General features: G+C 35.1%; 17 protein-coding genes and 1 other annotated feature. Of the genes, 13 read left to right on the top strand and 4 right to left on the bottom strand.

What is annotated here, in order from left to right; all coding sequences use genetic code 11:
• Positions 1 to 159: 159 nt before the first annotated feature.
• The gene (locus J5J03_RS10045; RefSeq protein WP_208589266.1) at positions 160 to 1,860 is read right to left on the bottom strand and encodes a DUF2207 domain-containing protein; all 1,701 of its coding nucleotides are present in this window, start codon (positions 1,858 to 1,860) and stop codon (positions 160 to 162) included.
• Positions 1,861 to 2,243: 383 nt separating this feature from the next.
• On the opposite strand from J5J03_RS10045, the gene J5J03_RS10040 reads away from it, so the two are divergent.
• The 12 genes from J5J03_RS10040 to J5J03_RS09985 all read left to right on the top strand — a co-directional run bounded on the left by J5J03_RS10040 (position 2,244) and on the right by J5J03_RS09985 (position 12,936).
• A complete protein-coding gene (locus J5J03_RS10040) occupies positions 2,244 to 2,546 on the top strand; it encodes a metal-sensing transcriptional repressor (protein ID WP_208589265.1) in 303 nt (100 codons plus the stop codon).
• A 410-nt stretch (positions 2,547 to 2,956) separates the two neighbouring features.
• Positions 2,957 to 3,175 (top strand): hypothetical protein, encoded by a 219-nt coding sequence (locus J5J03_RS21990; protein WP_231710683.1) that lies wholly within the window; start codon positions 2,957 to 2,959, stop codon positions 3,173 to 3,175.
• A 142-nt stretch (positions 3,176 to 3,317) separates the two neighbouring features.
• Positions 3,318 to 3,614, top strand: coding sequence for a hypothetical protein (locus J5J03_RS10030; protein ID WP_208589263.1), 297 nt, complete (start codon positions 3,318 to 3,320; stop codon positions 3,612 to 3,614).
• Between the two features lie 174 nt (positions 3,615 to 3,788).
• Positions 3,789 to 4,196 (top strand): VOC family protein, encoded by a 408-nt coding sequence (locus J5J03_RS10025; RefSeq protein ID WP_208589469.1) that lies wholly within the window; start codon positions 3,789 to 3,791, stop codon positions 4,194 to 4,196.
• Positions 4,197 to 4,308: 112 nt separating this feature from the next.
• Positions 4,309 to 4,560, top strand: a binding site (T-box leader).
• Between the two features lie 80 nt (positions 4,561 to 4,640).
• Positions 4,641 to 5,867, top strand: coding sequence for an MFS transporter (locus J5J03_RS10020; protein WP_208589262.1), 1,227 nt, complete (start codon positions 4,641 to 4,643; stop codon positions 5,865 to 5,867).
• A 151-nt stretch (positions 5,868 to 6,018) separates the two neighbouring features.
• The gene (locus J5J03_RS10015; protein ID WP_208589261.1) at positions 6,019 to 6,243 is read left to right on the top strand and encodes a DUF3892 domain-containing protein; all 225 of its coding nucleotides are present in this window, start codon (positions 6,019 to 6,021) and stop codon (positions 6,241 to 6,243) included.
• 395 nt (positions 6,244 to 6,638) lie between these two features.
• A complete protein-coding gene (locus J5J03_RS10010; RefSeq protein ID WP_208589259.1) occupies positions 6,639 to 7,607 on the top strand; it encodes an ABC transporter substrate-binding protein in 969 nt (322 codons plus the stop codon).
• A gap of 75 nt (positions 7,608 to 7,682) precedes the next feature.
• The gene (locus J5J03_RS10005; protein ID WP_208589257.1) at positions 7,683 to 8,687 is read left to right on the top strand and encodes a FecCD family ABC transporter permease; all 1,005 of its coding nucleotides are present in this window, start codon (positions 7,683 to 7,685) and stop codon (positions 8,685 to 8,687) included.
• A 1-nt stretch (position 8,688) separates the two neighbouring features.
• Positions 8,689 to 9,702, top strand: a complete 1,014-nt coding sequence (locus tag J5J03_RS10000; RefSeq protein WP_208589255.1) for a FecCD family ABC transporter permease — start codon at positions 8,689 to 8,691, stop codon at positions 9,700 to 9,702.
• 15 nt (positions 9,703 to 9,717) lie between these two features.
• A complete protein-coding gene (locus tag J5J03_RS09995; RefSeq protein WP_208589253.1) occupies positions 9,718 to 10,425 on the top strand; it encodes an IucA/IucC family C-terminal-domain containing protein in 708 nt (235 codons plus the stop codon).
• 560 nt (positions 10,426 to 10,985) lie between these two features.
• A complete protein-coding gene (locus J5J03_RS09990; RefSeq protein WP_208589251.1) occupies positions 10,986 to 11,942 on the top strand; it encodes a calcium/sodium antiporter in 957 nt (318 codons plus the stop codon).
• A gap of 400 nt (positions 11,943 to 12,342) precedes the next feature.
• On the top strand, positions 12,343 to 12,936 hold the full coding sequence (locus J5J03_RS09985; RefSeq protein ID WP_208589249.1) for a YitT family protein: 594 nt from the start codon (positions 12,343 to 12,345) through the stop codon (positions 12,934 to 12,936).
• A 74-nt stretch (positions 12,937 to 13,010) separates the two neighbouring features.
• On the opposite strand, the gene J5J03_RS09980 is transcribed toward J5J03_RS09985, so the two are convergent.
• Complete coding sequence (locus J5J03_RS09980; RefSeq protein ID WP_208589248.1) at positions 13,011 to 13,247, bottom strand: spore germination protein; 237 nt, start codon at positions 13,245 to 13,247, stop codon at positions 13,011 to 13,013.
• 35 nt (positions 13,248 to 13,282) lie between these two features.
• Complete coding sequence (locus J5J03_RS09975) at positions 13,283 to 13,495, bottom strand: spore germination protein (protein WP_208589247.1); 213 nt, start codon at positions 13,493 to 13,495, stop codon at positions 13,283 to 13,285.
• A gap of 312 nt (positions 13,496 to 13,807) precedes the next feature.
• Between J5J03_RS09975 and J5J03_RS09970 the strand changes: the two genes are divergently transcribed.
• Positions 13,808 to 14,677: a manganese catalase family protein gene (locus tag J5J03_RS09970; protein WP_208589246.1), complete on the top strand. Its 870-nt coding sequence runs from the start codon at positions 13,808 to 13,810 to the stop codon at positions 14,675 to 14,677.
• 505 nt (positions 14,678 to 15,182) lie between these two features.
• Here the strand turns inward: J5J03_RS09970 and J5J03_RS09965 are convergent.
• Positions 15,183 to 16,067: an NAD(P)-dependent oxidoreductase gene (locus tag J5J03_RS09965; RefSeq protein ID WP_208589245.1), complete on the bottom strand. Its 885-nt coding sequence runs from the start codon at positions 16,065 to 16,067 to the stop codon at positions 15,183 to 15,185.
• Positions 16,068 to 16,129 lie beyond the last annotated feature (62 nt).

Genomic DNA, 16,129 nt, shown 5'->3' with positions numbered 1-16,129 from the left:
CAGCCATAGCGGTTGACTGGCACTAGCTGGCTTTCAAAATGGCAACCCCATCTGTATAGCTATTCTTGCTTCTTAAAATATATGTTTTAAATCACCTTTTCCTATACATACTTGCTTACAAAAGTTGTGATATCAATGGTTATATGCTTTCTTTCCATATTAGAAAGCACCTGAGCCACCACCGCCGCCACCGACTCCTGTTCCACCGCCAGAAACACTTCCACTATTACTAGTAGTAGCGGACACCGTCGAATCAGCATTGTCAAATTGGTTAGTCACCGCACTTGCAATAAGCATCAACATCACTAAGTCATTTGTTTGCAAATTATTATCAGCTGTAGAGGTTGGGGACAAGTTATGACTAAGTTGTTCGAATTTCTTCTGCATCGACTTATTACCTGTACCGATTGCATAAATATATGTTTGCATTTGTTCATCACTCATCGAGTCATTCCAATCGTTTTCACTGATATTCTCGTAACTGGAGCTGAGTTGTTTGCATTGTTGTCTGATCCTAACCCCTTGAATAGTTTTGGGTTGGTAGAATATAGCGAATAGCAATAAGGAGAAACTTAGAAAGATAGAGAAAATCATCCACATAAAAAGAGAATGTACACCTAGTATGATAATAAAGGGAATTATTAAAAGACTGACAATACCTGCTGTCCAACGAACTCCTTTTTTCTTTTCAAACAGGTGGTTCTGTTTTACCTCTGCTTTTACAGCTTCCCTCCATTTGCCAAAGTCACTATGATATGTCGAATGATTATCTTTATTCTTTGTATAGGCTTCAAGATCTGATAAGGAGAATGTGCCATTTTTACCTATTTTATGGAATAACCATTCGATTAATATGTTCTCATGATGAAAGTCTGTGTTCGAACTTACGACAACAAATTTACTTTCACCCTCTCGTTTAACATACCCTTTTCTAACCAGATCCAATAATGCTGCCGAAACCAATTCACTACTCACATACATATTTCTCATATAAAGGATAGTAGCAGGTAAACTCATCTCTTGATTTGGTAAGTATAATGATTGGATCGAGCTACGTTCTACTTCCCTTAATCTGCTGTTCTTTTTTCTCCATCCCACCATAACTAGTGCTATTAAATATGTAAATAACCCACTAACAATATAAGGGGAGATATGGCTTAATAGATATTGTCTATTCTCATAAGCCACTTGTTTTGTCTTTAATTCAGCCTTATCTGCTAGAATATCTTCACGAATTGTCTTGTTTTCTTTAAGATTCGCGGCGGGGAAAAGAGAAGCATCATAAGCTACACGGATGTCTCCATTTGTCCCACTTTCAACTTCACCCATGGCAAAATGCACAATGCCATCTGAAGCTATACTCGAAGTCTCATAAGCTTCATCATACCCCAATGTCAGCACATCTCCAGTTGCCTGAGGTGGGTGGATAAAAATATCCATATTTTGATACGTGGATTCGTTACTGGTGTCAAAGAAAGGCCAGTAAAATTGCCCCAAGTCTGTGTATACTTCCACTCCATTGGTAATGGTGTATGAGAGGTCAATTTGGATCTTCTGATCTGAACCATTTCGGTAAATTTTATAAAGATTCTCGTCTTGTTCAACATCTAAAGATTTGTTATTTTCAAATGCTTGAAAGTCATTTATTTCTGTCTGTTCTTTCGGTATCAGTGTACGGGTGATTCCATCAAAGTCACTATCAAATTGATAGGTGTGTTGCTCTTTAACTTGCACATCACCATCTTCCTGTAAATATGCATTAATTTCTGTGTTCGTAATGGAAAAATCAACTGCAAAGACTTGTTGAGGTAGTAAGAAAATTGAAAAAACAAAGGCAAGCAGTATTAGGTTCTTCTTCATATTGTTTTCAAGCTCCTCTCTAATTTAGATACGACCTGGATGTATAAAAGGTTTCATTCATTGTGATAAGATTATCTCAGCGACTAATATCTTATATTAACCTCGTGTTGCAAATGTTGTATGGAGCTTATTAAAAGTAAGATTGTGTAACCCGCCGAAGCTATCTCATTAGCTAGATAGATAAGTACTATTATGGAACAACTATGGTTAACTAAGGGATTAGCGATTATCCAAGTATACTTATATAATGCGTAGTAATTGAACGATAACTGATAATTCGTTGATATGGTATAATAGCTTTACTTTATCAGTTCGCTTGCAAAAAATACAAATACCCAACCCATAATGGATATGACGTAAGTACAAAGAGAGGAAGTGTTTTTGTGGATGAATTTTTACACGACCAACCAATTAAGCCAAGAACCAATGATGAAAAACAAAAAGTCATTAACCGCTTAAAGCGTATAGAAGGTCAGGTTCGAGGAATACAAAAAATGGTGGAAGATGATCGATATTGTGTAGATGTATTAGTTCAAATAAGTGCCATTCAATCAGCACTTAAAAATGTAGGGTTTTCAGTCACAGAACGACATATCAAACATTGTGTCAGTGAAGCGATCAAGCAAGGTGAGGGTCAAGAAACCATTGAGGAATTATTGAATGTCATGAAGCAGTTTTCCAATTAACAATTACTTTAGACATAGAGTAAAATCCCTTTATTTTATGGTAATGTGAACAGGGGATAAGCTAGGACATAACATATTGCTCAAATAAATATGTTATATTACGGCGCGATACGTCTGTATGTTTAGGGATAAGGACGCTACGTTTCGCTAATGATCAGTGGGGATCAAAAATTCCACAGATCATAGGCTAACTTTATCGTTCCGAACCCAAATAGATTATCTTTCGCCATTATTTATTTTCGTTTAATTTTCTCCTTGAAGGAGGGCATAAGACGAAAGGTTTATCATTAAGAGATATCGATGAAGCTTTTGCAAAAGAAACAGTAACTTGGAAGTATGATGCTCCATATGATCTCTATAATGTTGATGAAGACTTCATAAAAGAGTTGCTGGAGAATGAATATTATGCTGTGGTTGATAAAAACAATGGTTTAGTTGGATTCTTTTGTATTGGCAAGCCTGCACAAGTCCCAGCTGGATTCAAAGTCGGAGCGTACCAAGAAGGATTCGTAGATATTGGAATTGGTATGAAACCTGAATTGACAGGTAGAGGAAATGGCTCCTCTTTTTCTCATTTGTTCTTCATCGTATTGAAAACAATAATATTACATCACTTCGTCTGTCTGTAGCCAAATTCAATCAAAGAGCTATTCATTTGCACGAAAAATTTGGCTTTGTTAAGGATATTGCTTTTACCAATAAATCCACTGAATTTATGATAATGATTAAAGCGCTTAACTAAAGAAAGAGGTAAAAAGGGGGTAGAAATCTATGAGTTTAGCACTTGTTATATCTGGTATAGTGGCAATCATTATTAGTATAGTACTAGGATTGATGAATGGAACTTTCTTTGGTTTATTGTTTAGTTTAATTGGTGGGGTATTATCAGCAATGATATTTTTTGCATTAAGTCATATTATGGACAAACAAGAAAATATATTATTTCAATTACAACAGCAAAATAAATTCATGAATCAACTTTACAAAACAAATGAGAAATGTCCAAATTGTAATAATGAATTTGATCACACACTTAAATCATGTCCGAATTGTGGTTATAGAAAATAAACAATAAGGCAGGCGATGATTTTAATCTTTTGGATATATGTAAAGGGAATGACTAAAAAGACCAGATTATGTTTATATGGTAGGAGCAGAATTGCACTAACTGGTAGTGAATTTTTGTTATATTTAGACATTGTATTGACAAATGACTATAGGAAGAAAGGTTGGTTTAAAAATATGGAATTTAAGAACTTCACAGCAGCTCAAGTAAGAATAGCTAGGCCTACTGACAAATTTGAAGAAATCATTGATTTTTATCAAAATGGCTTAGGTCTTAAGCAAATTCAACAATTTAAAGGACATAGGGGATATGAAGGAGTTATATTTGGATTGCCAGATGTTCATTATCATTTAGAATTCATCCGCCATATTGATGGAAGCCCTTGTCCTGCTCCTACAAAAGATAACCTTTTAGTATTTTATATAACCGATAAAAATGAAATCAATATAGTATCGGAACGGTTAAAGCAAATGGGTTATCCAGAAGTTGAACCAGAGAATGGCTACTGGAAAGAACAGGGGATTACCGTAGAAGATCCTGACGGTTGGCGAATAGTGTTAATGAATAGGTCTTATCTTAAATAGATAATAGATGCTATTCTTTAGCATGAATTGCACTAACAGGGAGAATGTTTAATAAAAATATTGAAAATTTAGCTACCAAATGTTAACATAAATGAAATTATACATTCAAATACAACATACGATGACGAGAAGAGTAAACAAAATGAATTTATATCAGAGAGCTCCAGCTGGTGAAAAGGAGTATGAATTATTTTGTTGAAACAAACCTCAGAGTATCACGTTGGATTTATAAAATGATGGCGTGACAGGGGCTCCTGTTATAGGGCTAAAGTATAAGCAAAATTATATTTTGTCGTACTTGAAGAGGTTAATATGGTGACATATTAATAAACTGGGGTGGCACCGCGTAAATCTCGCCCCCAAGACTAAGGTCTTGGGGGTGGGATTTTTTTTGCAATTTTAATGAATTTGACAATGCTTCAAGTATATAATGGGGGCGTATGAATGAAGAATATTATTATGTCTTGGAAATACCCGTCCATCTTATTACTGGGTATTGGTGTTTCAAATGTAGGGGAATGGATTTACTTTATAGCACTAAACTTAATCGTCTTAGATATGACTGGATCGCCTCTTGCTGTATCAGGACTGTATATTATTAAACCTTTAGCTACTTTATTTACAAATTTTTGGGCTGGAAGTCTTATAGATCGTATAAACCAGCGAAATATAATGATATTTCTTGATTTGATACGATCTATATTTATAGCTTTGTTGCCTATGATGTCATCCGTTCTTCTAATATACCTAGTTATTTTTATTATAAACATGGCGAGTTCAATGTTTGAACCAACATCTATGACGTATATCACAAAACTGATACCTGCCAAAGATAGAAAAAGGTTCAATTCACTTCATAGTTTAGTTACTTCGGGGGCATTTTTAATTGGCCCAGCTATTGCAGGTTTATTGTTTTTGATTAGCAATCCTACAATTGCAATTTATATAAATGCAATAGCTTTATTCTTTTCTGGATTGCTCACCTGTTTGATGCCGAACTTAGAAAAGAAGAGTATTCCTTCCTCAGGAGGCCACAATATCTCAATTCAGCAATTTATAAAAGATTGGACCGTAGTACTGAAATTCAGCCGTGAAAAGAAATATATAATGGTGGTTTACGTTTTGTTTAGTTTTGTAATGATTGTATTGGCTGGTTCAATTGATTCACTGGAAGCAGCCTTTGCTAAAGAAGTTTTATCTTTATCGGATAGCGAATATGGGCTACTTGTATCCATTGCAGGTGCAGGAATCGTGGCAGGAGCAGTTATAAATTCATTTTTAGTAAAATGGATAACAAATTCTATCTTAATTGGATTAGGTACGGTTTTAGTCTCATTTGGTTATATTATATATGCTTTTTCCAATACATTCCTTATTGCCGGAATAGGATTTTTTATTCTTGCCTTTTTTATTTCCTATGCTAATACAGGATTTCTAACATTTTACCAATCAAATATTCCTACGGACGTGATGGGGAGAGTTGGTAGTTTCTATAGCTTAGTGGAAGCAATGTTAATAATAGTGACAACAAGTATCATGGGAGCTGCTGCTCAAGTTATTTCAATTCAAATAACAGTAATTCTAGGATCATTAGTAATGATGTTGCTATCACTAATCTTATTGACAGTAAGTTTATCCCCATCAAAGAGCGGACGATATCAAGTTAGTTAATTAGGGATGAAAAAAACATTTAGATACAGATAATATCCACCAAATTACTTGTTAAATTTGGTCAATTTGTATTCTTGTAACTAATTGATCCGTTGAAATCGTAATAAATTTTTAAGAAATAGGCAAAATAGGAAATAAAGGAGGCGATATAATGGCTGAACAAATTGTAGCTGTTCAAAAAAATCAAGATGGAGATATTGTGAAAATGAAATTATCTTCTGGACAAGTCGTCGATTATAAACAAGCACAACAAATGGCAGATAACGGTGAGATTGAACATGTCAATACATTTAAAGGACGGGATGGCGATAAGCATTTGCGTAGTGATGCAGATGGTGATCCAAGCAATAACTTAGATAATTTGCCACAGTTTTAACATATATATTATCCTTGAGATAAGTAAGTACAACTGGGCGAAACAGTGGAAGAGACTTCTTCAAGATAATTAAATAGAATTTAATTAAGAGAGCATCAATTCTTTGAGAGGCATTCTTAGTGAGAATGCTTTTCTTTTTTTATAATTATTGAATTGTATGAGATAAAAGCTATCTCTTATGGCATCTCTTCTAACCAGATCCAATAATGTTGCTGATATCAATTCACTAGGCAGACATATTTCACATGTAAAGCATTGTAGATAAGCAGCAAATAATTTAATTCTTCTAAAAAAAATAGAATCACCTATTGCTATCTGATTCATATTACTGTACACTAATAACGATATTTTCAAACGAAAATGATTCTCATTATCACAACAGGAGGGAAATACAAATGAAAAAAGGAGTAATTATTTCTTTTATATGTTTATTTTTTATGTTTTTGACTGCCTGTGGCCAGTCAGATAGTGCTAACCAGGAGGAAAATTCTGATAAAGCAGAATCAAAAACGAGTTTGATAGAAATTGATCATGCCTTAGGAACAAGCACAATTGATGGAGAACCGGAGCGGGTAGTTACGCTTTATCAAGGGGCAACAGATGCAGCGGTTGCTTTAGGAATTAAACCAGTCGGTGTGGTAGAATCGTGGCGTCAGGCTCCGATGTATGATTATCTAAAAGATGATTTAGGAGAAGTTACATATGTTGGTCAAGAAACACAACCTAATTTAGAAGAGATCGCAGCACTTGAGCCTGATGTAATTATAGCCTCCAAGATAAGACATGAAGAGATATATGATCAATTAAGTGCTATTGCGCCAACTGTTGCACATGAAACTGTATTTGCTTTTAAGGAAACACTTGAATTAGTTGGAGAGTCCACTGGTAAAGGAGAACAAGCGACCAAGCTATTGGAAGAATGGGATAATAGAGTGACAGATTTCCAAGAGAAGGTTACAAAAGAATATGAAGGAGAATGGCCATTACATGCAGCTGTTCTTAATTTTAGAGCAGATCATGCTCGTATATATGTAACAGGATTTGCAGGTTCTATTCTAGATGAGTTAGGTTTCAAGGGACCAAAAAATATAACTGATAAGTCACAAGCTGTGCTTAAGCTAACAGATAAGGAAAGTATTACAGAGATGAATGCTGATGTATTTTACTTGTTTATGGATGATGATCCTGCAGTTGAACAAACGTATCAAGATTGGACCTCACATCCTTTATGGGAAGAACTTGACGCAGTTCAAGCAGATCAAGTCAATCGAGTTGATGAAGTGATATGGAATATGGGTGGGGGTATCATTGCGGCAAATTTAATGCTCGATGATATCTACGATCGATTCGACTTAGAGAAGTGATGAAAAACAGGTAGGAGCAGCTTCCTACCTGTTGATTTTTGTCAGTATTCTCTAGAATACAATGAGGTGTGTTAGATGAAAACTAAATCTAGAGTAAAAAAAAGGATATTAACCTTTATCGTAGCTGTTATCCTATTAATTCTATCCTTTTTTGCTAGTCTTACACTCGGTCAAACAAATATTTCTATTTCTACGACGCTTCATGCAATTCTACATTTTGATCCTAATAACACAGAACATATTATTGTTGTAACTTCCCGTCTGACTAGAACTTTGATTGCTTGTGTTATTGGTGCGAGCCTTGCGATAGCTGGTGCTATGATGCAAGCATTAACACGAAATCCATTGGCTTCACCAAGTATTTTTGGTATTAATGCCGGAGCTATATTTTTCATTGTAGTTGGTATTACCTTTTTTTCTATGGAATCTTTGACGCAATATATGTGGATTGCTTTTTTGGGAGCAGGAGTAGCGGCCATATGTGTCTATGTTTTAGGAAGCTCTGGTTCACAAGGAGTGTCACCATTAAAAATAGTATTATCTGGTGCAGCAATTTCAGCATTATTTATGTCTTTTACACAAGGGTTATTGGTAATAGATGAACAACGAATTCAAACGGTTTTATTTTGGATGACTGGTTCAGTAGCAGGAAGAAGTATGGATATGTTATTACCCGTATTACCTTTTATTGCATCAGGGATAGTGATAGCACTTCTAATGGGTCATTCGATTAATATATTGCTGTCAGGTGAAGATGTAGCAAAAGGGTTAGGGCAACAGACGATATGGATTAAGATAGGTATTGCGATCGTTGTGGTTTTTTTAGCAGGTGGTTCTGTTGCTATTGGTGGTTCCATCGGTTTTCTTGGGTTAATAGTGCCTCATATGGTACGAGGCATGGTTGGTCCAGATTATCGTTTGGTACTACCATTATGCGGAATTACAGGAGCATGTCTGTTATTATTGGCTGACGTAGCTGCTAGATTGATTATTATGCCACAGGAAGTACCAATTGGTGTCATGACAGCATTTATAGGCACACCATTTTTTATTTACATCGCTAGACGGAGGTTATCATAATATGGATGCAGCTCAAACCAAAAACGGAAGAACATTATTATATATATATCCCGTTTTAATCCTTATTTTTATTGGAGTGGTAATTCTTAGTCTATCAATGGGTGCTGAGTGGATCTCTCCTTTTGAGTTATGGCGTTATATTACGGGACAAACAGCAGGAGAATACGATTTCACTATCTCTATGTTGCGATTACCTAGAGTCTTATTAGCGATATTAGTTGGAGGCTGTCTAGCCGTTGCCGGTCTTATATTACAATCGATTATTCGTAATCCGTTGGCTTCCCCAGATATTATTGGTGTGACAGCTGGAGGCTCTGTTGGTGCAATGGTTTTCCTTGTCTTATTTATGGGAACAATAAACATCATTTGGTTACCATTATTTGCAATATCAGGCGCTGCCATTGTTATGTTTCTTATTTATGGATTATCATGGAAAAACGGAGTAACGCCCAATCGTTTAGTTTTAATTGGTATTGGAATAGCCGCAGCAATGCAGGGCCTTGTATCATTTATGATTGTTTTTAGTGATACAAATGTTACAACAAAGGCATATATTTGGATGACAGGCAGTATTTACGGTGCTGTTATGAAGGATGTATATCAGCTTTTACCTTGGGCAGTAATAGGTATCTTGATGACTATCATGTTAGCAAGAACGGTTAGTACGTTGGAATTAGGAGATGAATTAGCAACTAGCTTGGGTGTACGTGTGCAATTAATTAGGTTTTCATTACTAGTTCTTAGTGTTATGTTGGCTGGTTCTGCTGTTGCATTTGCAGGTGGAATCGGGTTTATTGGATTAATTGCGCCCCATATTGCAAAGAAATTAATTTCTTATTCCTTTGTCCATCTTGTACCAATAACAGCTTTGATCGGTGCCATAATGGTTGCTGCATCTGACCTTGTAGCACGGACAGCTTTTTATCCGTTAGACATTCCAGCGGGCGTGTTCACTGCTGCTATTGGAGCACCGTTTTTTATCTATTTATTGTATCGAAACAGATATCACAATTAAAAGGGAAGTTTTGCCATGAATGAATTATTATCTGATCTAGAAAACTATCATCTTTACATTAATCCAAAAGAAGGGGTAATAGTACAAGATTTACTGGATGATGAGATATGTAAGCATATGTTAAAAGAACAAAGTAAAATTTGGGGAGCACCAAATTTAGTCACTGCCGCTTCCATGTTTATAAAAAGGTATGCAGTAATTACTGTCTCATCTACATTGTATAGTATGATTGTTCATCAAACAATTTTGCCCCTTCATCCTGCTAATTTGACATGGTCTAAAAACGGTTCTCTCAGTCTTAAGGAGGCAGAAGTGAACTATATTACATTAAACGAAGCAGATAGAAATGCAATACGGAAGAGCTACTTACGTCAACTATTTGCCGAACACCTTACACCTTTAGTATTAACATTGTCGAGAAGTACAGGTGTTAAGGAGAATGTGCTGTGGGAGAATATTGCTGTGAGAGTAAATTCAGTCTATCGTAAACTGTTAGAAACGAATCCTGCCGAACAAATGATTACTAATATTTATAAAGACTTTAACTTTCTTAGTCAGGGAGATGCCGATCTATTTGGCATAGGAAATAATCCGCTAGAGCGGTTTCTTAAGATTGGCGAAGAGTTGAAGGAAAACCCTCAGAGAAAAACTTGCTGTCTGTATCATCTTTTAGATAAAAATAGAGGTAAAGGTAACTACTGTGTAAATTGTCCATTAATATGATAGCTACTAGCTACCTTTGGCTATCTTATGTTTATACTTTTGATGATCAATATGTGATGGGTTGATAATGGAGCACATACAAATATTGCTGTGACAACATGACAAACCACATTAATCTTGAATATATACTCACTTGATTAGTCAATTACTAAATCTGCGTTGAATACAATATTATCATCGTAGAACTACACAGGAAAATCATCTAAACTCCTTCATATGGAAGGAGTTTAGATGATTTTTTAATAAGGGCGGAAAGCATATAACGATTGGTATTACAGCTTTTAGATAGCAACTGTCTTTAGCACAAACCGTTCTGATGATTGGAATTGGACCATTCCTTATTTAACCTATGTCTGAAAAGAATATGTGTGTTACATTTAAGTAAGGACATTTTTAGTATCATCATAAATAGTGATGGAGTATTGTCGCCTATTAAAGAAGCTGACAGGATGAGGTGTTCAATATACGGTTATTTTAATTTTTGAGTTTTACCCAAATTGAGTATCATTTTTGATTTAGTGCAAAATAATATTAGTTTTTCATTAGAAAGAGGTAATAAAGTGGCTTATATTTTACTAATTCTAGGCTTTGTATTATTAATTAAAGGTGCTGATTTATTTGTTGACGGTGCTTCAAAAATTGCACGAGCATTTCATGTTTCACCGTTACTAATAGGTCTAACCATTGTCGCGTTTGGAACAAGCTCCCCAGAGGCGACGGTTAGTATTATTGCTGCATTGGAAGAAAATGCTGGAGTTGCCATTGGAAATGTTGTAGGAAGTAATATATTGAATATCTCATTAGTAGTTGGAGTAGCTGCGTTCATTTATCCGTTAAAAGTAGAAAGTGAAACGATAAGAAAAGAAATCCCCTTTACGTTATTAGCAAGTGTAGCATTACTGATTTTGATTAGTGATGTACAACTCCAAGCGGTTAATGAAAACCTTATTACAAGAGGCGACGGATTGATCATATTACTGCTTTTTTCGATATTCTTGTACTATATCGTTGAGGTTGCTAAAAATAGTCGGGATAAGATGAAGAAGGAGAAGAAGGAGCAAGAGTCTGTCTCATGGGGAAAATATATATTACTTACGATTGGTGGACTGCTAGGAATCATTTTTGGTGGAGAATTAGTGGTAAGGAATGCTACCGATATCGCTCTTTCATTTGGAATGAGTGAAACGTTGGTTGGTTTAACCATAGTGGCAATTGGTACATCACTACCAGAATTAATAACCTCTATTACTGCGGCAATAAAAAAAGAAAGTGAAATTGCTTTAGGAAACATAGTGGGTAGCAACATCTTTAATATTTTGTTCGTCTTAGGAACTACCGCTGTCATTCATCCGCTGGTAGTGAACAGCAAAATCATTCTCGATATACTCATTATGATTGCACTAACAGGAGTCTTACTAATCTTCTCAAGAACAAACTTTAAGGTTGGAAAAATTGAAGGTGGCATTCTAGTTATTGCATATATTCTTTATATGATCTTTATCATTTTAAGAAATTAATGAAGGTGGGTAAGAGCAAGAGAATTTTTGAAACAAACTTCTATAAATTGTAGCTAAATTATTTCAAGCTGTATATTCTTGAATAAAATTGATCCTAGAAGAAACCTTTCAGGAAATATGGAATATTTAGAGTGATAATGTATAAACCGGTAGTTTTATTTCAATCTCACCAACAACAAGGTATGCTGTCTCTAATTCTGGTATTTTACACACCAATTTGTGGAAGATTTGTACTGGAAAGTGGAATGATTAAGTGTCTACAGTAAGAGCAATATCAGCTGAGTACTAGTGTTCATACATTGAGTATTTATAGTTACAGTCTTTTTTTAGTCTAAACAAAAGCACTACTTTCATATAAATAAACATGTCTTAAATCGAGTGAGATTTGGTGATGATCGATATGTTTATAATTAAAAAAATATATACGATAATAATTGGCAGTATCTTGTTAGCGATTGGTGTAAACTTTTTCTTAATTCCTTTTAAACTATTGGATGGAGGAATGATTGGCTTAGGCTTAATTGTTAAATACTTAGCCGGTATACAAGCTGGCTTAGTCATCATCTTCTTAAGTGTTCCTGTTTTTATATTAGCCTGGATTCATCAAAGAGATTATTTTTATAACAGTCTACATGGAATGCTGGTTTCTTCATTTGCTATCGATTACCTTGCTCCATTACAGCATTCTTTTTTAACCATATTGCAATTGCCTTCTGTAATTAGTTCTATGCTTGGAGGTGTATTTATTGGAGTTGGAACAGGGATCATGCTCCGTTTTAGAACAAGTACAGGTGGAACTGATTTACTGGCACAACTGCTTTCTAGAATAACTAGGTTGAATGTTGGTGTTATTATTTTTATGATGGATGCCTTAATTATAATGATTGGTGGAATATTCATATCAACAGAAACCTTGCTATTATCGACTATAGCCATTATTTGCGTCGGAATAATTACCAGCCTGTGTACTTGGAATTTAAAAAATAATAGTTAATGTTTGAAGTGGTGCTTGATTAGACTGTATGGTAAGCGTTCATTCTAGTTGGTACACTTATAAAAGAACATTATTTAAATCTCGCCGACATCCCTACCTATCGGATCTACAATATTTGAATCATCTGCATCAGGATCAATTGCACTACTCGTATTAATTCCATTATTACTGAAAGTAAAAAAGCCCGTATTAAAGCTTCCTGATCCAGTCACTACTTTACTTGTAGAAGGTGGAGATACATTTAATGCATTTTTAAAAATAAATCCTTCATTACTATTAATAGTGACTGATCTAAAGAAAGAACCCGACATTCTAGAACCCCCTAAGTTAAATATTACATTTCAATTTAAATCCTATCATCAATGTTCGAGTCAATTGCATCTGGATCAACAGCTGAAGAACTATTAAAGAAATTATTGGTTGTTATCCAATCGCCTGTGTTAAAACTTCCAGCACCGGCAACGACTTTACTTGTTGATGTTGGAGAAGCAATAAAGATGTTATTTGATAATATACCTTCATTACTATTTATAATTACTGGTCCTAATATAATTGTCATCATATGCACTTCCTTTCTAAATCTTTAACTTTAATACCCTCTTGTCTTTCGTTATATAAAATAATGTTATGTTATAACTCAATCATCGGAATGGATAACCAACTATAAATAAGTAGAATAATAAATAAACCTATTAATAGTGTGAAACAGCAGATTCTTTAGAATATGTTATTGTTATTTCTTTTTATATTGAATGGTCAAGCTCTTCCTATAACCTAATGAATGGAATTTATTTCATCTAATATAAATCATATATGTTACTAAACCTAATCTTGAGTAGTATTATACCTAGCAAAAAGGAGAGGTTAGTAAATGTTTTATCATGTTAAGGAGTTACAATATGATGCCAAACCAAGTCAGCCAGACCCAGTATATGCGAAAAAATTACAAGAAATCCTAGGTGGACAATATGGCGAAATGTCTGTTATGATGCAATATCTATTTCAAGGATGGAATTGTCGTGCTGAAGGTAAATACCGAGATATGATTCTCGATATTGCAACAGAAGAAATAGCACATGTGGAAATGATTGCAACAATGATTGCTCAACTATTAGATGGAGCGCCTGCTCATGATCAAGAACAAGTAGCTAAAGATCCAGCGGTTGAAGCTGTTCTTGGCGGTATGAACCCTCAACACGCAATTGTTAATGGACTAGGTGCACAGCCTAATGATAGTGTAGGTTTTCCTTGGACTGCTCGTTATACAATAGCGAGTGGAAACTTGCTAGCAGATTTTAGGGCGAATCTCAATGCAGAATCTCAAGGGCGACTTCAGGTAGTTCGATTGTATGAGATGACAACGGACCCAGGAGTTAGAGATATGCTTTCCTTCCTAATTGCGCGTGATACAATGCATCAAAATCAATGGATGGCTGCGATTGAAGAGTTAGAACAATCTCAAGGAGCTGTAGTTCCAAGTACATTTAACCAAGAGTATGAAAAACAAGAAGTTTCATATTCGTTTATGAATTATTCTGAAGGAGAAGAAAGCAGTACAGGGAGATGGGCAAATGGACCATCTTTTGATGGTCAGGCTAATTTTGAATATATTCAAAATCCAAAAGCGATGGGACAAAAACCTAATTTACAACCAGGGCCAACATACATTCATGGTACACCTCCTTTAGAAATGAGAATCCAACGAGGTGCAGGAAAAATGGATCCTAATAATCAACAATAAAAATAACCGTTCAAAGTACTGCACTGGTGGTTTTTGGTTGCTGATCTTTTATGAATTAGTCAATAGTGGTGAAACAACAAAATTCCATATTACCACTTGGATAAAAAAACAGTTCATACAAATATTCAAATACTATGCATGAAAAAAACAAGGCTGGGAAAAAGAGTAATTAGATTAAGAAAAATGAGAACATTAAAGTCTGAGTACACATACCGCTTCGATAAAAATACTTCGCTTTCCGTGGGCGATCTTTAGCTAACTGTGTGAAGAAAAACACTTCACACAGTGGATCTTCGGCTCGCGTGCTCGTCATGAGGAGTCTGTGTATTTTGCCTACGCTTAGTTCGGATTCTCGTTCTACCTATTTAGTTATGTCCCAGACTATTGGATTTCACTAATTATAAAACGCTTCTGTCCTAGCCTCTTGTTCTGTTTTATTAATGTCTTACAGAATTCAATAAAAATTTAAAGCTACTAGGAGTATTAATTGTTTTTTCGCTATTTTTCATACTTTATCTATATTTGGGCTATCCTTTAAACACTTTATTAAAGCCGTCCAATCTAATTCACCATATCCTTGATTAATTCCTTTGCTAAAATGACCATGAATTAATTCAGCTAAAGGAAGAGGGGATTGGACAGAGCTAGCAGCATCAATAGCTAGTTGGACATCTTTTCTACCTAAGTTCATTTTAAAACCTGCTGGTTCAAATTGCTTTTTCACCATCATGGAACCGTAATGTTGATATATAGGTGACTGAAAGAGAGCATTGACTACTTCCATAAAATTTTTAGAGGTTACACCATATTTTTCAACAAGCAATTGTGATTCGGCCAAAGATTCTATCATAGAAGCGATTAAAAAGTTAACACCAAGTTTGGTAGCATTACCTGTTGCTGGGTCATCGCCCATTATAAATATTTCTTGGCTTAAAGCTTCTAAAACAGGAATGGATTGATCTCGAGCTTCTTTAGGTCCTGCTAAAAGTACTCGCAGTTTAGCTGCCTTTGCAGCATCAGGGCGTCCGAGTACTGTTGCAGATAAAAAGTATTGTGATTTTGATTGATGGGCTTCAGTCAACTTTTTGGACATCTCGATACTAATCGTACTTGCTGAAATATGAATACCATTACTAGGTAAGCCATGTAAAATGCCGTTTTTACCCAGTGCAACTTCTTCTATTACCTTATCATCAGAAAGCATCGTAATGGTAATATCACTTTCTCGTGCGGCTTCAAGTGGAGTCTTAGCATATGTCACTTGCTGGTTATCGAAAGACTCGATCTCTTTGTATGTACGATTGTATAGTGTTAATTCATGGCCTGCATTTAAAAGATTTTCAGCCATAGGTATTCCCATATTTCCGAGTCCAACAAAAGATATTTTCATCATGGATCCCCTTTTCTAGAATTAATTTAGTTAATAGGATTACTGTTTACGGAATGATCAGT

Origin of the sequence: Gracilibacillus suaedae, assembly GCF_017599345.1 — a bacterium.
GTDB lineage: Bacteria > Bacillota > Bacilli > Bacillales > Amphibacillaceae > Gracilibacillus > Gracilibacillus suaedae.
This window is presented reverse-complemented; position numbering and strand designations above follow the sequence as displayed.